This is a genomic window from Rothia sp. HMSC071C12 (assembly GCF_001813895.1).
In the GTDB taxonomy this organism is placed as follows: Bacteria; Actinomycetota; Actinomycetes; order Actinomycetales; family Micrococcaceae; genus Rothia; species Rothia mucilaginosa.
On record NZ_KV814350.1, the window covers coordinates 1 to 22,195 of the forward strand.

General features: G+C 60.8%; 17 protein-coding genes and 2 tRNA genes. 17 read left to right on the plus strand and 2 right to left on the minus strand.

Annotation, left to right across the window (positions count from 1 at the left end):
- Positions 1-189 precede the first annotated feature (189 nt).
- Positions 190-405, minus strand: coding sequence for an RNA-binding S4 domain-containing protein (locus HMPREF2942_RS00415; RefSeq protein WP_005507051.1), 216 nt, complete (start codon positions 403-405; stop codon positions 190-192).
- 232 nt (positions 406-637) lie between these two features.
- On the opposite strand from HMPREF2942_RS00415, the gene HMPREF2942_RS00420 reads away from it, so the two are divergent.
- The 10 genes from HMPREF2942_RS00420 (at position 638) to HMPREF2942_RS00465 (ending at position 13,898) form a co-directional block, all read left to right on the plus strand.
- Positions 638-2,017, plus strand: a complete 1,380-nt coding sequence (locus HMPREF2942_RS00420) for a glycine--tRNA ligase (RefSeq protein WP_060823766.1) — start codon at positions 638-640, stop codon at positions 2,015-2,017.
- 124 nt (positions 2,018-2,141) lie between these two features.
- Entirely contained in the window at positions 2,142-3,119 is a 978-nt protein-coding gene (locus tag HMPREF2942_RS00425) for a GNAT family N-acetyltransferase (RefSeq protein ID WP_049360850.1), read from the plus strand.
- 237 nt (positions 3,120-3,356) lie between these two features.
- On the plus strand, positions 3,357-4,523 hold the full coding sequence (gene dusB, locus HMPREF2942_RS00430) for a tRNA dihydrouridine synthase DusB (RefSeq protein ID WP_044142776.1): 1,167 nt from the start codon (positions 3,357-3,359) through the stop codon (positions 4,521-4,523).
- Between the two features lie 138 nt (positions 4,524-4,661).
- Complete coding sequence (gene dnaG / locus HMPREF2942_RS00435) at positions 4,662-6,788, plus strand: DNA primase (protein WP_070594104.1); 2,127 nt, start codon at positions 4,662-4,664, stop codon at positions 6,786-6,788.
- A gap of 215 nt (positions 6,789-7,003) precedes the next feature.
- Positions 7,004-7,076, plus strand: a tRNA-Asn gene (locus tag HMPREF2942_RS00440).
- 684 nt (positions 7,077-7,760) lie between these two features.
- Positions 7,761-8,633, plus strand: coding sequence for a phage holin family protein (locus HMPREF2942_RS00445; protein ID WP_049345705.1), 873 nt, complete (start codon positions 7,761-7,763; stop codon positions 8,631-8,633).
- Positions 8,634-8,962: 329 nt separating this feature from the next.
- Positions 8,963-10,168 carry a glycosyltransferase gene (locus tag HMPREF2942_RS00450; RefSeq protein ID WP_070687892.1) on the plus strand — a complete coding sequence of 402 codons (1,206 nt, stop codon included), beginning with the start codon at positions 8,963-8,965 and terminating at the stop codon, positions 10,166-10,168.
- A gap of 114 nt (positions 10,169-10,282) precedes the next feature.
- Positions 10,283-10,356: transfer RNA gene (locus HMPREF2942_RS00455), tRNA-Ile, on the plus strand.
- 259 nt (positions 10,357-10,615) lie between these two features.
- The gene (locus HMPREF2942_RS00460) at positions 10,616-11,656 is read left to right on the plus strand and encodes a hypothetical protein (protein WP_070687894.1); all 1,041 of its coding nucleotides are present in this window, start codon (positions 10,616-10,618) and stop codon (positions 11,654-11,656) included.
- 1 nt (position 11,657) lies between these two features.
- Positions 11,658-13,898 carry a flagellar motor protein gene (locus HMPREF2942_RS00465; RefSeq protein WP_070687896.1) on the plus strand — a complete coding sequence of 747 codons (2,241 nt, stop codon included), beginning with the start codon at positions 11,658-11,660 and terminating at the stop codon, positions 13,896-13,898.
- Between the two features lie 151 nt (positions 13,899-14,049).
- Here HMPREF2942_RS00465 and HMPREF2942_RS00470 read toward each other — a convergent pair whose 3' ends face one another.
- Complete coding sequence (locus HMPREF2942_RS00470) at positions 14,050-14,490, minus strand: M23 family metallopeptidase (RefSeq protein WP_070687945.1); 441 nt, start codon at positions 14,488-14,490, stop codon at positions 14,050-14,052.
- A gap of 724 nt (positions 14,491-15,214) precedes the next feature.
- On the opposite strand from HMPREF2942_RS00470, the gene rpsB reads away from it, so the two are divergent.
- The 7 genes from rpsB to dxr all read left to right on the plus strand — a co-directional run bounded on the left by rpsB (position 15,215) and on the right by dxr (position 21,977).
- Positions 15,215-16,012, plus strand: coding sequence for a 30S ribosomal protein S2 (gene rpsB / locus HMPREF2942_RS00475; protein ID WP_005508818.1), 798 nt, complete (start codon positions 15,215-15,217; stop codon positions 16,010-16,012).
- A gap of 153 nt (positions 16,013-16,165) precedes the next feature.
- Complete coding sequence (gene tsf / locus HMPREF2942_RS00480) at positions 16,166-16,996, plus strand: translation elongation factor Ts (RefSeq protein WP_005508816.1); 831 nt, start codon at positions 16,166-16,168, stop codon at positions 16,994-16,996.
- Between the two features lie 195 nt (positions 16,997-17,191).
- Entirely contained in the window at positions 17,192-17,935 is a 744-nt protein-coding gene (pyrH, locus tag HMPREF2942_RS00485; protein ID WP_005507067.1) for a UMP kinase, read from the plus strand.
- A 295-nt stretch (positions 17,936-18,230) separates the two neighbouring features.
- Positions 18,231-18,788 carry a ribosome recycling factor gene (gene frr, locus HMPREF2942_RS00490; RefSeq protein WP_049350195.1) on the plus strand — a complete coding sequence of 186 codons (558 nt, stop codon included), beginning with the start codon at positions 18,231-18,233 and terminating at the stop codon, positions 18,786-18,788.
- A 6-nt stretch (positions 18,789-18,794) separates the two neighbouring features.
- Positions 18,795-19,703: a phosphatidate cytidylyltransferase gene (locus HMPREF2942_RS00495; protein WP_070687898.1), complete on the plus strand. Its 909-nt coding sequence runs from the start codon at positions 18,795-18,797 to the stop codon at positions 19,701-19,703.
- 188 nt (positions 19,704-19,891) lie between these two features.
- Positions 19,892-20,479, plus strand: a complete 588-nt coding sequence (locus HMPREF2942_RS00500) for a cell division protein DivIVA (RefSeq protein ID WP_012903944.1) — start codon at positions 19,892-19,894, stop codon at positions 20,477-20,479.
- A gap of 172 nt (positions 20,480-20,651) precedes the next feature.
- On the plus strand, positions 20,652-21,977 hold the full coding sequence (dxr, locus tag HMPREF2942_RS00505) for a 1-deoxy-D-xylulose-5-phosphate reductoisomerase (RefSeq protein WP_070687900.1): 1,326 nt from the start codon (positions 20,652-20,654) through the stop codon (positions 21,975-21,977).
- Positions 21,978-22,195 lie beyond the last annotated feature (218 nt).

Genomic DNA, 22,195 nt, shown 5'->3' on the forward strand with positions numbered 1-22,195 from the left:
ACGGGTGCCCCTGCGTAGGCGCGGAGGAAATATGTGGCGCCCCGCCCCTGCTTAGTGAGGGGAGGAACGAGGACGGTCACCAGCGCCTCCAGCGCTCAGCCGGAGGAAATATGCGGCGCCCCGCCCCTCCCAACCTGAGAGGAACGAGGACGTACACTGTCCCCTCAAGCCTTCGCGTCAAGGGGAGGGTTAGTCTTCGTGCGCAACCTTCACCGTCACGCCGTTGAGAGTCACGGTGTCGCCGGGGTGCAGCTGCTTGCCGCGTGCTTCTTCAATGTCGCCGTTGACCTTTACCAGGCCGTGCTGAATGACCTCGCGTGCCTGCGCGCCGTCCTCTACGAGGTTGGCGAGCTTGAGGAACTGACCGAGGCGGATCATGTCGTCGCGAATAAAAATTTCTTCCATGCTCTCTAGTTTATCCCGCCGGGTGCATCCTGGCGTCCGGTAAAAATGGGGGAGTGGTGGGTCGGGTAGGCATACCCAGGGGTGGGGTGGTGATGGTACCCTAGTGTCTTGCATCAAAAAGTGTGCATATTGCGCCGATGAGCGCGAATACGGGCGCCCCGTTCTGGGTCGCGTCCCTTATGAACCCGAACTCACGCACGTCACAGCCGGTGGCGGGGCAGAAGGAGTAACTATGGCTGAAAAGTCCACCCTCGATAACGTTATTGCGCTCGCGAAGCGCCGCGGCTTTGTTTTCCAGGCCGGTGAAATTTACGGCGGTTCCCGCTCCGCATGGGACTACGGCCCCCTCGGTGCAGAGCTGAAGGAAAACATCCGTCAGCAGTGGTGGCAGCGTTTCGTCCGCTCCCGTGCGGACATGGTTGGCCTGGACTCCTCTGTTATTCTGCCTCGTGCGGTGTGGGAGGCATCCGGTCACGTGGCGACCTTCACCGACCCGCTGGTTGAGTGCCTGTCGTGCCACAAGCGTCTGCGTCAGGATCACCTGCTGGAGAACTTTGAGGCGAAGAAGGGCCGCGCGGCTGAGGGTATGGAGGAGATTGCTTGCCCGAACTGTGGTACTCGTGGTGAGTGGACTGAGCCGCAGAACTTCTCCGGTCTGATGAAGACTTACCTGGGCCCGGTTGATAATGAGGAGGGTCTACACTTCCTGCGCCCCGAGACCGCTCAGGGTATTTTCGTGAACTTCAACAATGTGGTTACTGCTTCTCGTAAGCGCCCGCCGTTCGGTATTGGCCAGATTGGTAAGTCGTTCCGTAACGAGATCACTCCCGGTAACTTTATTTTCCGTACTCGTGAGTTCGAGCAGATGGAAATTGAGTACTTCGTGCACCCGGATGACGCTGATAAGTACTTCAACGAGTGGGTTGAGGACTGCTGGAACTGGTTCGTTGACCTGGGCATTAACCCGGATAACATGCGCCGCTTCGACGTTCCTCAGGAGGAGCGTGCACACTACTCGGCTGGCACTATTGACGTTGAGTACCGCTTCGGTTTCCAGGGTTCCGAGTGGGGTGAGCTGATGGGTGTTGCGAACCGTACCGACTACGACCTGGGCGTGCACAATGAGCACTCCAACGCGAAGCTTGAGTACTTCGACCAGGCTACCGGTGAGCGTTACGTGCCGTACGTGATTGAGCCGTCCTTCGGTCTGACCCGCTCCATGATGGCGTTCCTTGTTGACGCATACGTCGAGGATGAGGCACCGAACACTAAGGGTGGCGTGGATAAGCGCGTCGTGCTGAAGCTCGACCCGCGCCTGGCACCGGTGAAGGCTGCTGTTCTGCCGCTGTCGAAGAAGGCTGAGCTGTCTGAGCCGGCAACTAAGCTGGCGAATGAGCTGCGTGGCCTGTGGAACGTGGACTACGACGAGGCGGGCGCTATTGGCCGCCGTTACCGCCGCCAGGATGAGATTGGTACCCCGTTCTGCATCACCGTGGACTTTGACACTCTCGAGGATCAGGCTGTGACCATCCGCGAGCGTGACACCATGAACCAGGAGCGTGTGGCTCTGGATCAGGTGAAGTCCTACCTGGCTGCACGCCTGGCAGGCTAAAACTTTCATAACATGGTCGGCGGGTAGCCTCTTAGAGCGAAAGAGGCTACCCGCCGTCGTGCATTTGGGCTACCCTGGTTAGACGATTGGCACGATAGACGCGAGCGAAGGAAGGCACACGGATATGGCTGAACGCCTTAGCGAAAAATTTGAGATTCGCCCCTGGCAGGAGGGTGATGACCTTGCCCTGCTTGAAATCTGGAACTCTGCCCGCAATGAGGTTGAGGAGCGCCAGCGTGGCCTTTTCGGCCCGGATACGGATGCGCCGTTTAGCCGCACTCTGGTGGTGACTGTTTCGGGTGTTCCGGTGGCGGCGGGTACCGTGGTGGCTTCGCTGCTGCATCCGGCGCGTCTGTGGTCGTATGTTGAGGTGGCGGCTGATCACCGCCGTCAGGGTATTGGTACCGCGCTGCTGAATGCGCTGCGTGAGATTGCGGCGGCGCACGGTCAGACCACTGCTCTGCGCGTGAAGCTAGCGCCGTTTAGCGACGGTGAGGAGTTCGCGCAGGCTGCCGGCATGAAGCTGATTCAGCGCTCCCGTATGGTGCGTGTGGAGCCGGGCGCGATTCCCCCGGTGTCTCTGCGTGAGGATGCTGACGGTAACGAGACTCAGGCGATTGAGGATTTGGCGACCGGTTCGGTGGAGCTGACTTCTGCGCTGTGGAATTTTTACCGCCGCGCTCACGAGTGGGATGTGCCCGCCGAGGTGGGTCTGGGTACCGTGAACCGCTACTTCCTCTCGGATGAGGTGCGCGCTTTTGGTGCCGTGGTGCTTCGCGACCACATTCGCGAGGCGGCTGCCGAAGGTAAGAAGGGCCAGATTGTGGCATTTGCGGTGAGCTACCACCCCTTCGAGACCGACCCGGAGTCGGCACTGGTAAACGAGAACACTGCCACCGAGCTGTTGCTGGGCTACGACTTCGATAATGAGGGCGCCGTGGAGGCGATTATGCAGGTGCTGTCCCTGCTGAGCGCTAAGTACCCGGTGCTGGTTGAGGTTGATGACTCCATGGAGGCGCTGGTTCAGGTGACCGACGTGCTGCTGCGTGCCGGTACCGCTTCGGTGGAGGGCGACCCGACCTATATTTACGTGACCGAGTAGGCTTTCGGGTAGATTCCGAGTAGATTCTCGGTACCGAGCCTGCTGGCTGACTCTTGCTGAAAGGGGCGGGGGAGTGGAATGCTTCCCCGCCCCTTTTGTGTGCTGCCCCTTTCGCGTGCCTGCGCTCGCCGCCGCTACCGCCGCGGGGCGCCTCCAAAAAATCCGCCTGTGCTGTGCCTCTGTACCCCGTCAGCTGAGTCCGGTTCTCGATTTGCCCCCGTATGCCACAATATAGGGGTGAATTCTGAAGCACCCCGTCTTACCCTTCCGCCCCTGAAACTGGGCAATCTGACCGTTGATACTCCCGTGGTTCTCGCCCCGATGGCTGGCGTGACCAATAAGGCTTTCCGCCGCCTCTGCAGTGAATATGGCGGCGGCCTGTACGTTACCGAAATGGTGACTGCGCGCGCCCTGGTGGAGCGTAAGCCCGAGTCCATGCGCATTATTGAGCATGACCCGGACGAGAAGATCCGCTCCATCCAGATTTACGGTGTGGACGCGGTCAACGTCGGTAAGGCTGTGCGCATGGTCGTTGAAGAGGACCGTGCAGACCACATTGACTTGAACTTTGGCTGCCCGGCTCCTAAGGTGACTCGCCGCGGTGGCGGTGCCGCCCTGCCCTGGAAGACTGACCTGTTCACTGCGATTGTGCAGACCGCGGTGAAGGAAGCATCCCGCAACGATATTCCGCTGACCATTAAGATGCGTAAGGGCATCGACGATGACCACATTACGTTCTTGGAATCCGCCAAGATTGCGCGTGATGCCGGTGTTGCGGCGATTGCCCTGCACGGTCGTACTGCGGCTCAGCATTATTCGGGTAAGGCTGACTGGGATTCGATTGCGCAGCTACGCGAGCTGATTCCGGATGTGCCGATCCTGGGTAATGGCGATATTTTCTCCGCAGAGGATGCGGTGCGCATGGTTGAGCAGACCGGCGTGGACGGCGTCGTGATTGGTCGCGGTTGCCAGGGTCGCCCGTGGCTGTTTGGTGACCTGCAGAATGCGTTTGAGGGTTCGTCGGAGCGTATCCGCCCGACCCTGACTGAGGTGTCGGACATGATTTACCGCCACGCAGAACTGCTGGTGGAAACCTTCGGCGATGAGACCCGAGGCCTGCGCGAAATCCGCAAGCACGTGGCGTGGTACTTCAAGGGTTACCCGGTTGGCGGTGAGCTGCGCGCGAAGATGGCTCAGGTGCCCGACCTGGCGACGTTCCGTGAGCTGATTGCTCAGCTGGACCACTCGATTGGTTACCCGGGTGCCGCTGTGGAGGGTTCGCGCGGTCGCGCCGGTAGCCCCAAGCAACCGCACCTGCCCGATGGCTGGCTGGATTCGCGCATCCTGGGGGACGCTGAGCGTCTGGGCCTGGTGGAGGCTGAGCTGGATATTTCCGGCGGCTAAACACCTGTACTTGTGTGCCGCGGCGTGCTGTTTGCGCGTCGCGGCACATCCTTTTTGTGAGCCTGTTCGTGCGCTATGTTGCCGCTCCTGCAACGCATGCAGAGGCTACCTGTTGACCCTCACCGTAGAATTGAGTTTATGGCTGGATTAATCCGCAAAGAAGACATTGACGAAGTCCGCGCCCGTACCGATATCCGCGAAATCATTGAAGGCTATGTGAGCCTCAAAAGCGCCGGTATAGGCACCTTCAAGGGGCTGTGCCCGTTCCACGACGAGCGCACGCCCTCCTTCAATGTGCGCCCGCAGGTCGGTTCGTACCACTGCTTTGGCTGCGGTGAATCCGGTGACGTGTACTCCTTCGTCATGGCGATGGAGCACACCAGTTTCGTTGAGACGGTGGAGCGTCTTGCCGCCCGTATCGGCTACACCCTGCACTATGAGGGCGGTAAGCCCGGCGACCGCTATGAGGCGGGTATGCGCCGCCGCCTGCTCGACGCGCACAAGATTGCCGCAGAGTTCTTTGAACGCAACCTATACAGCGCTGATGCTCAGGAGGCGCAGCGCTTCCTCGGCGCCCGCGGTTTCGACCCCGCCGCAACCCGCAAGTTCGGTGTCGGCTACGCCCCGCGCGGCTGGGACCATCTGCTCAAGCATCTTCGCTCCCAGGGTTTCACGGATGAGGAGCTGAAGGCGACCGGCATGTTCTCGGAGGGCAACCGCGGCCTGTACGACCGCTTCCGCGGCCGCATCATCTGGCCAATCCGCACCATCGCCGGTGAAACCATCGGTTTCGGTGCCCGCCGTCTCTTCGACGACGATCAGGGCCCCAAATACCTGAACACCCCCGAGACGCAGCTGTACAAGAAATCCCAGGTGCTTTACGGCATTGACCTGGCAAAACGCGATATGACCAAGACCAAGCAGGTCGTCATCGTGGAAGGCTACACGGACGTCATGGCGGCACACCTCGCCGGCATCACCACCGCCGTTGCCACCTGCGGCACCGCGTTCGGTCCCGGCCACATCAAGATGGTGCGCCGCATGATTACCGATGACGGCTCCGGCGGCGAAATCATCTTCACCTTCGACGGTGACGCCGCAGGCCAGAAAGCCGCCATGGCTGCATTCCAGGAGGACCAGCGCTTCGTCGCGCAGACCTTCGTGGCGGTTGCTGAGAACGGCATGGACCCCTGCGACCTGCGCCTGCACAAGGGTGACGCCGCCGTGCGCTCGCTGATTGCTTCGCGCCGCCCGCTGTTCGAGTTCGCGATTGATTCGACCCTCGCCAAGTACGATTTGGCGACCCTTGAGGGCCGTGTGCTGGCGATGCGCGCTATCGCCCCGATTATTGCCGGCATTAAGGACCGCGACCTGCGCCCCGCCTACATGCGTAAGGTATCCGGTCAGCTTGGTCTGGAGCTCGACGAGATTCAGCGTGCCGTGGCGTACGCGCAGAATCACCCGAAGCTTTCTCGCTCCCAGCAGGCGGAGGCTACCGCCGCCGCGCCGCGTTACGAGCGTCTGAACGAGGGGCCGCAGGGAGTGTCGGGCACGCCGGGCTATGCGGGCGCTCAGGGTTACGTGGGCGCGCCGGGTTACGCGGGTGCTCAGGGCGCAGTTCATGCTGACGCGCCCTACGACCCCGCCTACGACGCACCGCCACCAGAAGACCACGCCGCACCCAGTGCCTACGCCGGTCAGAACGCTGCCGCGCACCCGCCGAGCAGCATTCAGCCCGCCGCACCCCAGCCGGAGGTGACCGCCCCCGCCGTCGAGGAATTCCTCACCCCCGACCCGCGCGACCCGGTTGCCCGCCTCGAAAAGGCGGCGCTCGAGATTGCCCTGCAGCACCCCGAGCTCATCAGTGTGGAACAGTGGCGTAACCTCGCCACCGTGCAGTTCCGCTACCGCACCCACCGTGAGGTGGCCGCCGGCATTATTCACGCGGCAACCGTCATGGCGCCCACCCCCGGCATCGAATGGATTAACTGCGTGCGCTCCGGCGCTGTGGAGGGCGTACATCCCGCCATCGCGGAGCTCGCCGTCTCACCGCTACCGGTCAGCAGCGCTGAGCGTCTGCCCGGTTTTGTGACTGGCGCACTCAATGCCCTGTTTGAACAGCAGATTGCCCGCCAAAAATCCGACCTGATGATGCGCCTAGAGCAGCTCAGCGCAAACCCCGACGACGAAGAGTTCGAAGCGGTACAGCGTCAGCTCCTCGAGCTGGAAATGCGCCGCCGCCAGCTCAGCGCACAGCGCGGCTAAGTACGGTTCCTTGTGAACGCCCCGGCTACCTGCCGAATGTCCTGTGTTCTGCAGGTTGCCGGGGAATACCGCGGGGTAGAAGCCTCCCTCACCACCCAAACCAACCACACACCCCAAAAGTGATGCACTTCATAGCATTTCAAGTTGCGGAGCCCAAACAGCCCCGGTATAGTTATTACTCGTTGCAAGGGAAACCAGCAACGAAAACAAAATAATCCCCCGTAGCTCAATTGGCAGAGCATTCGACTGTTAATCGAAGGGTTACTGGTTCGAGTCCAGTCGGGGGAGCGCATAAAGCAAGAATCCTCAGGGCTCCGCCCTGGGGATTCTTGCTTTATCTGTTGCCCTGGCTCGAACCAGTAACCACTCCACCCTACGTGAGCGCTGGGGCGCCCACACCTAACCCCTCGGGCTAACGCCCTCGGCGGGATAACGGTTTTTTACTTCCTCGCGCGCTCGGAAAAACCGTCACCCCGCTGTGTCGAGTCCAGCGCAACAGTGGCATACGGGGTGGTTGAGATTTTTGGTTCCTCGCGCGCTCGGAAAATCTTCACCCCGCTGTATCGAGTCCAGTCGGAACGTTCTCCCCAAGTCGTGAACCAGCAACCCCTTGGGCTTACGCCCCCGGCGAGGCAAAGATACTTCACCCTGCAAAAATGTACCCTGTAAAAATGTGAAATCTAACGCACCGAAAAGTTCCCCACCCCCACGCGCCACGCACCCACTCGGCGCGTAGCGGGGGAGCGGCGCATCGGCATCCTCTTACGCCTACTCCAGAGCAAATCTACAGGCGCAACCAAACCCAGAAAGCTACGCCTGCAGCTCAATGCAGCCTCCAGAAAGTCGAAAATACCTGAAGAGATAGCGCAAACCCCCACCCAAACGGTCACGCGGAGGTATCATAAGGGGCTAAACTATAGGAGGTGGAGTGCGAAAAAGAAGCCTCCAAAAACACGTCACGGAGAGGTGGTCATGACCACTACTACTAATCCCAAGGCACCTAAGCGTTTCTTTGCTGGCATCAGCGGGATTAAGTCCGGCGTCGCGAACATCATCGACGCTGGCAAAACCTTCAAGACCCTCGGACCCAGCCAGGTCAAGGACGAAATCCAGATTGCAAAGCACGAGCTGAAGACCAAGGGCATCGCCGTTGGTAAGGGTGCGGCCTTCTTCGGCGTCGCAGCAGTCTTCGGTCTGTTCCTGATCATTGCGCTGGTCGCCGCAGCAATCCTCGGCCTCGGCACCGTCATGCCCTACTGGGCATCCGCGCTGATCTTCGCCCTCATCTTCCTCATCGTCCTGGCAATCTGCGCCCTGGTCGGTCTGAAGAAGGTCAAGGCACAGCTGCCGTTCAAGCCCGAATCCGCAATCTTCGGTCTGCTCTTCGACCTCGGCGTACTCAAGGAAGGTACCGCCATGTCCGCTGAGCGCCTGAAGAAGGAACAGGCAGAGCGTGCAGAGCAGAAGGCTAAGGAAGCTGAAGAAGCAGCAGAACGCGCACGTCAGGAAGCTGAAGAGCGCAAGGCACGCGGCGAGGAAGAGCCCAAGCCGCCGACCTTCGAAGAGCTCAAGCAGCGCACCGCAGAACGCCGCCAGCACCTGGCAGCCCTGCGCGACGACCTGCAGTCCTACACCGGCGACGTTCAGAACAACACCCAGCAGGCTCTGGACGCTCTCAAGGCAGTGCCCTCCGAGGTTGCCGCAGGTGCAGCAGCTACCGGCCGCGGCCTGGCAGAGAACGTGCGCAAGCCCGAGGTTCTGCAGGCACGCTGGAAGTCCTTCGCAGCACTGGGCGCATCCATTGCAACCGTCCTGCACTTCCTGAACCGCCTGGTACGCCGCTAAACCCGGTACACCATAAACCCAGTCGCCGCTAAAGCCGGCGCATAGGTTTAACGCCAAGCGTCCAAACGCCCCGATACTCGTATCGGGGCGTTTGTGCGTCTACAGGCAGGTTGCCGACTTCTGTCTCAACGTGAGGTTTAGAGGTAACTCCCAGCCAAAACCCTCCCTCTACGAGTCGGAGAAGGACGCAGCTCACAGGTAGAATAGACAAGTGCTGTACGTACTGGATCCACCCGGTGCACGCGGCAGACAGAGGTAGAAGCGGCGCGCCGTCGCACCCGAAACCCCCAAAGTCACCGACACACTACACCCCGATGAGGAGCCCCGTCATGGAACAGGCAAAGACGATTCTGATTGGCGCAGAAACCTACCCGCCGGACATCAACGGTGCAGCACAATTCGGTCACCGCCTCGCCACCTCCATGCTCAAGCGAGGCCACTCCGTGCATGTGGTCGCCGCCAGCCCCATCCCCGGCCCCAGCTACCGCACCGAAGTAGAGGGCGGCATCGTGGAGCACCGCCTGCGCTCGCACCTGCCCCCGACCCACGAGACGAACCGCATCTGCATCCCCTGGGAGATCTGGTCCGAGGTCGGCACAATCCTTGACGAGGTCCGCCCGGACGTGGTGCACGTGCAGTGCCACTACATTATTGGCCGTGCCCTCATCTTCCAGGCGAAGCGCCGCGGTATTCGCGTTATCGCAACGAACCACTTCATGCCTGCGAACCTTGACCCGTTCCTGCCCTTCCCCTCTCCCGTGAAGCGCGTGATTGAGAAGGTCACCTGGAAGGACATGCGTTTCTGCTTCTCCAAGACTGCGGTCGTTACCACTCCCACCCAGATCGGTGCGGATGCGATGCGCGACCTGGGTCATTTTGACCGCCCCGTCATGCCGGTTTCTAACGGTATTGAAATCAGCGACTACGAGCTGCCTGAGGGAGCAGACGCCGGCAAGGTTCCCGGTGAGCTACGTATTGCCTTTGTGGGTCGCCTTGCCGAAGAGAAGAACGTGGACGTGCTCATTGAGGCGCTCTCCCTGCTGCCCGATACCCTCGAGCACGTGGTGCTGGATATTGCCGGTGGCGGTGAGCTGCGTGAGGCTCTCGAGCAGAAGGCGCACGATTGCGGTGTGTCCGACCGCGTGATTTTCCGTGGCTTCGTTCCCGATGAGCATCTGCCCGAGGTGTACCAGATGGCTGACGTGTTCTGCCAGCCCGGTACCGCCGAGCTGCAGTCCCTGGTTTCCCTGGAGGCGATGAGCGCCTCCACCCCCGTGGTGCTCGCGAACGCGCTGGCTCTGCCGCACCTGGTGGAGGACGGCGTGAACGGCTACCTCTTCGAACCCAATAACGCTCAGGATTTGGCGAAGAAGCTGGAGGCTGTGCTCTCCCTGCCCGCTGCTGAGCGCGAGCAGATGGGCCGCGAGTCCCGCCGCATCGTGGGCTTCCACAGTGCTGAGAACACCTGGCGCACCTTCGAGGAACTGTACGTGAGCGATGCTCCGTACCAGCGTTACCTGGATTCGCGCCGCTAAGCTTCTCTAGATTCTGAGCGTTGAGTAGGAGAGAGCGTTTTTCGTTCTCAGCCGCCGTTCAGGTACTCTAGAGGATGGTGCTGGCGCCCATTGCGCGCCGTCACTGCACCGGATGGGGAGTTAGCTCAGCCGGTTAGAGCAGGGGACTCATAATCCCTTGGTCGCGGGTTCGAGCCCCGCACTCCCTACGGCCCCGCCCGTCGACTTCACCCACTTGTCGGCGGGCGGGGCTTTTTCGTGCTCTTTTGTCGTGCACTCAGGGTGCCTATTTTTGTTCATGGAATGCATCAACGGTGATGAAAATGAGTAAATGACGAACGAAGACGCACCATAGCGTTCAATACGGTAGGGTTGAAGAGTCTTGTCACGAAAGACAGTGTGATGCCGCCGGTAGATGCCGATTCAGCCGGTAGGTGTTGCTTCCACACACCATACGAGAGGATCTCAATGTCGGAGAACACTCCCAACAACCCGTCGCAGGGTGCAGCCGGCGGCTACGGCTACGATGCTGGCGCGCGTCCCGCGCAGGATGCTTCGCTTCCGGGTCAGGCTGCTCAGCCGGGTAACGCAACTCAGGCTGCCCAGCCGAGCCAGCCCATGCAGTCGAGTCAGCCCGTGCAGCCGAGCCAGCAGGGTAATGCTGCTCAGCCTGCCGCGCCGGTAGCACCGCAGCAGCCCGGTCAGCCTGCCGCCGCACCCCAGCTCGATGCACCTCAGCCTGGTACCGCTCAGCCTGGTACCGCTCAGCCGGGTGCCGCTCAGCCGGGTCAGCCCGGCCAGGCAACCTATGCGCCGAGCGCACCGCATCCGGCAGTGAAGGCGCTGGGTGCTACCTGGAACGCGTTCCTGGACGTTTTCTCCAGCAACCCGGCAACCGCGCACGCTCGTATCTCTTCCGCAGGTGCGTGGGGTTGGATTGTTCCCACGACTCTGCAGGCGCTGGCGGGCGCGTTCTTCTTTAGCCAGCTGGTGATTCTGGCTGCCACTGTCGCGATGTCCATGATGGGCTATATGTACGGTCGAGGCGGTGCCTACGGTGGCGCCTACGCCTCGCAGGCCGTGCCGACCGGACGCATGATTCTGGCGTACGTGCTGATGGCTCTCGCCATCTTTGGTGTGCAGGTTCTGCGCGGTGTGCAGCTGCAACTGACCGCGCGTATCGGCAAGGCGCCGGCGTCCTTCACCGCGAGCATGCACGCGGTATCGGTGTCTTCGCTGGCGCTGATTCCTTCGTTCCTGGTGCTGAACCTGCTCGTGTTCTTCATGACTCTCAGCCGTAGCGGTGACGGTGCGTCCTTCCTGACCATGCTCATGGTCCTGGTGCTTGCTTTCGCCGTGTTCTCGGGCGAGGCGCTCACCTACCTGGGTCTGAACCGTCTGGGCCGCTTCGCGAAGTCCCCGATTATCATGCATGCGGCGTTGAGCACTGCTTGGGTTTTTGCCTCCATGATTGTTTACTACGTGGCTATTCGCCTGATGGGAGCCTAGTATGCACGCGATGACTCACGCCCCGAGCGCGCCGACTCGTCAGCGCTGGATGTTCCTGGCGGTTCTGCTGACCATTGCCGCCCTGATTCTGAGCGCCTGCGGTGCGAAGATTGAGACCCAGCTTGGCCTTGAGAGCGCTGAGAAGGGTACCCGCACCATGCTGGTTTCCTTTGATATGAAGGACAACAAGGACAAGATTAAGGGTGGCACTCAGGCGCTGGATGCGTCCGTGCGTAAGCACCTGCCCGAGGGCCTGGAATACGGTGGTATTCAGTCTGAGGGTGACAAGGCACGTGCGACCTTCACCATTCCCTTCTCCTCTGTGGATGAGTACCGGACCAAGGTTGCTTCTATCCTGAAGGCTGCTGGTTCCAGTGCTACCCCGCAGATTAGCATCGTCAACTCTGACCAGGGTCTGGTGCAGGGTATTCAGGTGAAGGAAAACTTCAGCTCGAAAGACTTGCTGGACTGGCTCCCCGAAGCTCTTGTTGTTGATGGCGTTATTGAAACCTCCAACAAGAACAGCGTATTCAACAGCAGCAGTAGCGAAACCACTGTGAAGTTTGGCGAGAAGGAAGTAAAAAACTCTGGCGGCTCCACCATCTCTGCGAAGGACGTCCAGGACCGCGGCTTCAAGGCCGTATTCATGGACATCAACGAGAAGGACGGTGGTTACTCTGTTATGGTTTCCTTCTCCGCCAAGGAAATCATGAATAGCGAAACTTCCTCTGCAGTGGATGCCTACCTGAATCAGGTCAAGCCTGAAGGCGCCGAGCTGAAGAAGGGTCTGGACTCTTCTGAAGCGAGGGGTTACGCTCCTTCCGCATCGACTAGTGCAGCTAAGGAAGAAATTGGTCGCACCATGCTCTTCCAGGCTTCCTCCTCGCAGGACCTGAGCGATAAGCTCAAGAAGATTTTTGGCGCAAGCAGCACTGATTTGTCCTTCAGTCGTGAAGTAACCGAGAACGACGGATCTTTCAAGGTTGAGAAGACCATCTCGGGCACTCTGGATTGCTCCCTGCTGTGCTCTCCGGAAGGTCAGGGTATGACCCTTACGATGAAGGACAGCGAGGACCGTCGCTACGAACCTAACTACAGCCGACGCGATCGCAGCTCTTCTAGCTCGAACAATAGGATTCTTGCGATTAACCTTGTCTCTTCGCGAAACATTTCGATGAAGAGCATGAAGGTGGCTACCTCCCTGGGCCTGGACGGTTCCATGGAGGCACGTTTCCTCTACGCATTCCCGACCGAGGACGTTGCCGGCGCTGAGCAGAAGCTCAAGGACGTTTTCGCAGGCGGCAGCAATGACGAGACTGAGGTTCGTCAGGACGGCGACGCCACCATCGTGAGCGTGAAGGTTCGCGGTAAGGACCAGAACGAGTTCAACCAGCGCCTGAACGAGTACCTGCCCGATTCGAAGGTGACCGTCACCCGTCCCGGTGGCTACCACCCCTTCGGCTCCGACTACACCGTGACCCCTGAGATTAAGCTCTCTTCGAAGCTGGGTAGCTACTACTCGGCTCCCTTCGAGTTCACCTTCAAGGCGCCGACCTTCTCCTCGCTGGATCAGCAGAAGGTAGATGCCGCGAACAGCAGGGCAAACGGCGCCCATGTGCAGTTGACCGTGAACGGCGGCGAGTTGAGCGTCAAGACCGACCACGGCGTCAGCACCACCTCCGGTCTGACTGTTCCGGTGTCCGGTCTGAGCATGACCGACGTAATCGTGGATGCGGTTATTGTGGGTCTGCTGCTGCTCATCCTGGTTATGCTCTTCCTGTTCCGCAAGAAGATCGCGGCGGCTCGCGCGAAGGGTCGTGAGCGTCGTGCTGCTTCGGCTGCGGCACTGGGCGCGGCGGCGGGTGTTGCGACCGGTTACGGCGCAACCCAGGCTGACGCACAGAACGGCTACCAGGCACAGGGCGGCTACGCTGCTCAGAATGGTTATGCCGCTCAGCCCGGTTACCAGGCACAGGGGGGCTACCCGGCGCAGAACACCGCCTACGCTGCGGGTGATGATTCGCCGACTCAGGTGTTCACCCCGCAACACGGCCTGAACTACGGCGAGAACGAACCGACCAAGGCAATGCCCGCGTATATCCCTCCGACTGAGCAGCCCGCTCAGCCGGTTCAGCCCGGTCAGACTGCTCAGCAGCCTGCACAGCCCAACCAGCCCGTACAGCCTGTACAGCCTGTACAGCCGAACCAGTTCGGTGCTGATGACGGTGACGTCCTCCAGTAAGTAGCTGCCTCTAGCACCTACGCTAGTGGGCACAACTTAGGCTGGCTCCTGTGGCCCGTTGCCTCCTTCCCCGGAGGTGACGGGCCACAGCTGTATCTGGTTCGGCTCATACTCGGCGCTAATACCCACGCCTAATAACCAGTACCCGCGCCTAATATCCGCCCGGTACGGGAAGCAAAATGCTCGGTTCCTTCGACCCCAGCAAGCTCATGGGGTTGATATATTCGGCGGTCTTGCCGCTGCCGTCCCCGCGGGCGCCTCCCTGTCGTACGCCCCAGTACAGGCAGAGGGTGGAGCATCGCCGGTAGGGGCGCTCGCTGTTGCCGTCCGCCGCGCCTGCGATGGTGCCGATGACATCACCGGCTGCAACGGTGGTGCCGACCGGTAGTGCCTCATCCATGGGTTCGAAGGTGCTGCGCCGCCCATCCGGATGCGCAATGACCAGTACTTTGCGGTTGACGACCGTGCCGCTGAAAACCACTTTTCCCGGTGCCGGTGCGTAGACGCGCCGGTCGTTTACGGGTACGGCAAGGTCTACGCCGCGGTGCCCTGCGCTCCAGCGTTGGGCGGGCTTCTCAAAGGGATGGATCACCCGCGGTCTGGATTCGGCGGTGGGGGAGCGGTAGCGTAGTCGGCTCGCGGTGAGCTCAACGGTGTGGGGAACGTGTGCGCTGCTGGGAGCTTGTGCACCTGAGGCGGCACCGTCAGTAAAACTAGCCCCGCCTGTAAAACTGAGCCAGCCCGAATAACCCTGACTGCCCAAATAACCCTGCCCACCCGTGTAGACCTGCCCGCCTGCGCTCACAAGTGCACCCAGCAGGCAGCAGGCCGTCAGCGTTGCGTGCCGTAGCGTTGTCGCTAATGTCTTCATGTTCTGCTTCATCTTCTGAGCACATCACGAATTGCCTCGCCCCGCAGCGCCTCACGAAAAATTGTGGATAACCCCGCCGTTTTCGCCTTAAAATCCTTTATCCACAGTGCCCCTGCACACACCCGCCGCGCCTACACAGGTTTTAACCCCAATCCGGCGGATTAATCGCGGAATATACGGTACAATGTCGTATTGCAGTGTGCCTGCGCGGGTATTCTCCCTCTGTGAGGGGGCCGCACAGCTTCACTGACGACGCGCGGCGTGAGCGGCATCCTCAAACGGGGAGCCGATAAGGGACCTTCGGTCCACCCACACGGGGTGGTTAGGGCCTGAGCTGAACGGGTAACCGTGAACGCTAACCGCCGCCAGGAAAAACTGATAACTACTATGCGCGCGTTGGGCTAGCCCGAATGGGAGGTCCGCGCGGCACCAAAAAGGAGACGACATGCCCGTCGTAACTATGCGTGAAATGCTGGACTCCGGCGTTCACTTCGGTCACCAGACCCGCCGTTGGAACCCCAAGATGAAGCGTTTCATCCTGACCGAGCGCAACGGCATCTACATCATCGACCTGCAGCAGTCCCTCGCCTTCATCGACAAGGCATACGAGGCTGTTAAGTCGACCGTCGCACACGGTGGCAACATCCTGTTCGTGGGTACCAAGAAGCAGGCTCAGGAAGTTATCGCTGAGCAGGCAACCCGCGTGAACATGCCCTACGTGAACCACCGCTGGCTCGGTGGTATGCTGACCAACTTCAGCACCATCTCCAAGAGCATTGAGCGCATGAAAGAACTCGAGCAGATTGACTTCGACGATGTAGCAGGTTCTCGCTACACCAAGAAGGAACTGCTCCTCATGCGTCGCGAGTTCGAGAAGCTCGAGAAGACCCTCGGCGGTATCCGTAACCTGTCCAAGGTTCCCTCCCTCCTGTGGGTTGTTGACACCAAGAAGGAGCACCTGGCAGTTAACGAGGCTCAGAAGCTGGGCATCCCCGTTGTTGCTATCCTCGACACCAACTGCGACCCCGACGAGGTTGCTTTCCCGATCCCCGGTAACGACGACGCTATCCGCTCCGTCAACCTGCTCACCCGCGTGATTGCTGACGCAGTGGCAGCCGGCCTGATCGAGCGCAACGCTAAGAAGAACGGCAAGGCTGAAGCAGCTGAGGAGCCCATGGCAGCTTGGGAGCGCGAGCTCCTGGAGCAGCACGAGGCTGCACAGGCTGAAGAGGCTGCTAAGTAAGCTTTCTTAGCCCACTAAGCTTTATGCTTTGTGGCCCCCGCCTGCGGGGACCACGTTCGGACGGCGCCCGCCCTGACCTGGGCGCGGCGCCGTCCGCCATTTGTACCACCGGGATGTCATCCCGATTTATTACAGCAACACAAGGAGTTCACAATGGCGAACTACACCGCAGCAGACATCAAGGCACTGCGCGAGAAGACCGGCGCAGGTATGCTCGACGTCAAGAAGGCTCTGGACGAGGCTAACGGCGACCAGCAGAAGGCTGCCGAGATCATCCGCGTTAAGGGTCTGAAGGGCATCACCAAGCGCGAGGGTCGCGCAACCGCTGAGGGCCTGGTAGCTGCACGCGTTGAGAACGGCGTTGGCTACATGATCGAGGTCAACTCTGAGACCGACTTCGTGGCAAAGTCCGACCCCTTCATCGCTTTCGGCCAGAACGTGCTCGAGGCTGCTATTGCTGCTAACGCTTCCACCCTGGAAGAGCTGCAGGCTGCATCCTACGAGGGCAAGACCGTTGAGGAGCTGACCACCGACGCTGGTGCACTGCTCGGCGAGAAGATCGTTGTCCGCCGCGTTGCACGCGTTGAGGGCGAGAACGTTGCAGTTTACCTGCACAAGACCTCCAAGGACCTGCCGGCACAGGTTGGCGTTCTGCTGGCTGTCTCCGGTGAGAACACCGACGAGATCGCACACGACGTTGCAGTGCACATTGCTGCAATGAGCCCCAAGTACCTGGATTCCGAGTCCATCCCCGCAGACCAGATTGAGACCGAGAAGCGCGTTGCTCGCGAGACCGCAATCGCTGAGGGCAAGCCCGAGAAGATTCTGGACAAGATCGTTGAGGGTCGCCTGAAGGGCTTCTTCAAGGAGAACACCCTGCTCGATCAGGACTTCGCGAAGGACTCCAAGAAGTCTGTCGCACAGGTTCTGTCCGAGGCTGGCGCAACCGCTACCGCATTCGCACGTTTCCGCGTGGGCGCATAAGGACTCGCTGCAGTTCTGCCCTCCCGTATTGCGGGTTCCCGGTAAGGGAAATCGTATGAGGTTGGGATTATAGCCTGAAGCCGGGTAGTCACCACTGGTGGCTACCCGGCTTTGCTGTATCCTTGATAAGGACTAGGCGGCAGGAGCCCGCCCCGATCACCTATAACAATCCCTAGGTAAGCCACTGGAGGAACCATGACTGAAGCGAATCCCCGCCCGATGCACCGTGACGAAACCGGCCGCCGCCGCGTTTTGCTCAAGCTTTCCGGTGAGGTTTTTGGTGGCGGTGAAGTCGGTATTTCTACCGAGGTCGTGCGCAGCATCGCTAAGCAGATCGCCGCAACTGTTGGCGAGGTTGAGACCTCCATCGTGATTGGTGGCGGCAACTTCTTCCGCGGCGCTGAACTCTCTCAGGCGGGTATGGACCGCTCCCGTGCAGACTACATGGGTATGCTCGGCACCGTGATGAACTCCCTGGCTCTGCAGGATTTCCTGGAGCAGGAGGGTATTGACACCCGCGTTCAGTCGGCTATCACCATGCCGCAGGTTGCTGAGACTTACATTCCTCGCCGCGCGATTCGCCACATGCAGAAGGACCGCGTCGTGATTTTCGGTGCTGGTGCGGGTCTGCCCTACTTCTCCACCGACACTGTGGCTGCTCAGCGCGCCCTGGAAATCCACGCAGATGAGGTTCTGGTGGCTAAGAACGGCGTGGACGGCATCTACACTGCTGACCCGAACAAGGACCCCAACGCTGAGCGCCTGTACAACCTCACCTACGATGAGGCAATGCAGCGCAACATCCGCGTGCTGGATCAGACCGCGTTCTCCCTGTGCCGTGACAACAACGTGACCATGCGCGTGTTCGGCATGCAGGGTGAGGGTAACGTGACCCGCGCGATTCTGGGCGAGAAGATGGGTACCCTCGTTACTCGCTAACGCCTAATTTTCTAGGCCGGGGCATGTTTGATGCCCCTCTGATTGTGACCGTGCTCGATAGCGCGGACTTATTCTGGACGGTACCGCGCGGGTAAGCGCTAAAACTCGCTTATGCCCGCCGGTACCGTCTAGACTTATATCAAATACGACGTTCTGCCTCTTTCCCATCGACTTCGCGGTATCCGTAAGGTTTTCGCCTCGGATGCGCCGCGAACCGGTAGGGAAATCATGAAGGCTGAACGCGCACCCACCGACAATTCTGGTACCCCAGAATACCGACAAAGGAGATCCTTTCGTGATCGAAGAAATCCTTGCCGAAGCCGGCGAGAAGATGGAAAAGACCATTGAAGCAACCAAGACTGAGTTCGCTAAGGTTCGTACCGGTCGTGTGAACCCCGCAATCTTCAGCGGCCTGACCGCCGACTACTACGGTGCACCGACCCCGCTGCAGCAGCTGGTGTCCTTCAACGTTGAGGACGCACGTACCGTCAAGATCGTTCCCTTCGACGTGACCGCACTGGCAGCTATTGAGAAGGCTCTGCGTGACTCCGACCTGGGTGTTAACCCCAGCAACGACGGTGCAGCTATCCGCGTTGTCATGCCCGAAATGACTGCTGAGCGCCGTAAGGAATACACCAAGCTCGTCAACCACAAGGCTGAAGAGGCTCGTATCTCCATCCGTAACGTTCGCCGCCACGCTAAGACCGCTATTGACAAGCTGGTCAAGGACAGCGAAATCGGTGAAGACGAAGGCGCACGTGCTGAGAAGGAACTGGACGCACAGACCAAGAAGCACATCGACCAGGTCGACGCACTGTACAAGCACAAGGAAGCTGAACTGCTCGAGGTCTAAACCCTAATGAGTGCACGCAAAGAAGCGAAAGAAGAGAGAGGCGCGCCGCCTGCTCCACAGCCGAGCCCGCAGACCGCTGCAACGCCGGTGAAGTCGCGCAGCGCCAAAGCTGGCCGTAACCTGCCCGCCGCTATTAGTGTGGGCGTCGGTTTCGGCGTGCTATTGGTGCTGGGCCTGATTTACCAGCCGGTTTTTGTTGCGATCGCTACCGGCGCGGCAGCGTTGGGCGCCTGGGAAATTGGGCACGTGCTCAACACCCGCCGCGGCTACGGCATCCCGGAATACCTGCTGGGTGCCCTGTCTGGCGCAATTGTGGTGGTGTCCTACCTGTTCGGTTTTACCGGGCTGGGCATCGCCCTGGCGGTGAGCCTGCTGGCGCTGTTGCTTTCTTCTGCTCTCGTGCGTGCTGACCGTCAGGTCTCACTGGGTAAGTCTTTGAGCGGTAGCGCCCTGGCTCTGCTGTGGGTGCCGCTGATGCTGGGTATTGCCATGGTCTACTTCCAGACGGACCACGGCGAGCGCGGTATCCTCATGATTCTGCTGATGGCCATCTGCAATGACACGTTCGGCTTCATTGCCGGCGTGAATTGGGGTAAGCACCCGATGGCGCCGAAGATTTCCCCGAAGAAAAGCTGGGAGGGGCTGGCTGGTTCCTTCGTCGGCTCGGCGGTTGTTGGCGCTATCGCCTTGGCAGCCATGGGTTCGCCCTGGTATTGGGCTATTCCGCTGGCGGCGGTCATGGTGGTCGCGTCGACTGCCGGTGACCTGGTCGAGTCCGTGTTCAAGCGCCGTATGGGTGTGAAGGACATGTCGAATATTCTGCCCGGTCACGGCGGCATGATGGATCGCCTGGATTCGATTCTTTTTGCTGCGGCGGCTGGTTGCCTGATTTTCCGGTTTATTATGCCGCTCTAAAGCTTCAAGCTTTATCGCTTATGGAGGCGGGGCGTTTCTTCCCACGAATGGGGGAGGGGCGCCCCGCCTTTGCTGTATCCGTTGATAAGGGGTGTAAAAGGCTATATCTAAGACGCGGCCCGCCCACCTTGCACCAGGTAGCCTGCGCATTGGTATTCTTAAAGTTCAATCGTCGAGAGGAGCCCACCTTGGCAAGCACCACCCACGGAGGCGGATTTGCCCGTGCAGCAGAAACCGAACCCGGCTACAAGCGCAGTGAAGTAGACCGCCTGTTCACCCGCCTCGCCGAGGACTACGAGAAGCTCAGCGGAGCCGCCGAACTGCCCGAAGACCTCTACACCTCCCGACGAATCCGCCAGGTCGTCTTCCGCGAAGAACCCGGCGGCTACCAGCTGGACGTGGTCGACCGCGCCCTCGAAAAGATTGAGGAACGCTTCGCCAAGCTCGAACGCAGCCGCTACATTGAGGCGTACGGCCTGGACAACTGGGAACGCTCCCTCGTAGAGACCGGCGAGCTGCTCGCAGGCCGCCTGGAACGCCCCGCCGGTGAGCGTTTCCGCCGCCCCAGCAAGCGCCGCCACATGGGCTACTTCGTCGGCGACGTGGACGCCATCTGCGACCGCGTGTACGCCCAGCTCAACAGCGAGGAGCCGCTGGACCCCTCCGTGGTGCGCCACGCAAAGTTCCGCCCCGCCTCGGGCACCGTCAGCTACGAGGAATCCCAGGTGGACGCCTTCCTGGACCGCTGCATTGAGCTGCTGCAGGACCTGCTCTAAAACGTGAAGTGTTGAATCCCCCGCCCCGTATGACAGGGTGGGGGATTCTTCTGCGCTGGGGTCTTCTAAGCTGGGGCTCATCTATGCTGGGGTTCATCTACGCTGGGCCTTCTAACGTGAGAGGCGGCGCCAGTACCCGAACGTACCCGCGAGCTCATGAGACACTAGAACCATGAAGTTTGGATCCTCAGCACGCGTCGGCGGCAACCGCGACCGCCTCACCGACGCCCTCACAGAACTCACCCGCGCACCGCAGCGCGTCACCCTCCTCGGCTCAACCGGCTCCATCGGCACCCAAGCCATGGAAGTCATCGACCACCTCGCCGCGCTCAAAGGCACCAGCGCCTCCGCCGCCGACGCACCGCTGAAGGTCGTCGCCCTCTCCGCAGGCTCCCGATCCCTCGAACTGCTCGCACGCCAGGCAGTGCACGTGCGTGCCGAACTGGTCGCCACCAGCGGCACCGCCGACGACGCGCAGCGCCTCCGCGAACTCATCGAGGCGGCAGCCTCCGAAGCAGGCGTTACCGGCTACACCCCGCAGATCGCCCACGGTGCCGAAGCCTCCGTACAGGCGGCAGCACACCCGGCAGACACCGTCCTCAACGGCATCACCGGCTCCATCGGCCTGGAACCGACCCTCACCGCCCTCAACAGCGGCTACCGCGTGGCACTGGCCAACAAGGAATCCCTCATCGCAGGCGGCCCGCTCGTACGCGCCGCCGTCGACGCATCCCCCCTGAACACCCCCATGGTGCCCGTCGACTCCGAACATTCCGCCCTCGCGCAGGCGCTCGCCTCCGGAACCGATGCAGAAATCGACCGACTGATTCTCACCGCATCGGGCGGCCCGTTCCGCGGCTACAAGCGCGAACAGCTGCACGACGTGACCCCCGCGCAGGCGCTCGCACACCCCACCTGGGACATGGGCCTGGTCGTCACCACCAACTCGGCAACCATGGTCAACAAGGCACTCGAAGTGCTTGAAGCGCACCACCTGTTTGGCGTGGACCTGGACCGTATTGACGTGGCGGTTCACCCGCAGTCCATCGTGCACTCCATGGTGCAGTTCGTGGACGGCTCCACCATTGCGCAGGCGTCCCCGCCGAGCATGGTTCTGCCCATCGCGCTGGGTCTGACCTGGCCGCACCGCATCCCCGGTGCCGTGCCTGCTTGCGACTGGTCGAAGGCGGCATCCTGGACTTTTGAGCCGCTGGACGAGGAAGCATTCCCCGCCGTGCGCATGATCAAGGACGCCGGCAAGGTCGGCGGTACCCACCCGGCAGTGTTCAACGCCGCCAATGAGGAAGCCGTGGCAGCATTCCATGCGGGCGCGATTCGCTTTACCGACATTGTCGACTCGGTCGCACGCGTGCTGGAGGAGCACACCGGCAGCGCTGAGGCTGTTTCTGACGCTGATTTGACGCTGGAGGCTGTGCTGAATGCAGAGCGTTGGGCTCGCGTTCGCGCGAATGAGCTGCTGGGCATGACCGGCAACTAACCGGTTCTGTGGGCGGTACTCGCATTTCTATGGGATGGGGCGTGGAGGGGCTGGTGTTCGTCCTCGTTCCTACAGGGGCACCCGCCCTCGCTTCGCTTCGGGCACCCTGATGTCACTTTCGGACGACACCGCCCCTCCACGCCCCAAGCTACCCGAGGTGGCGCGCCGTGTTTTCCGGAAGCGTCCTCAGGGTGTCACACGGACGCTCTCCGCAGCGA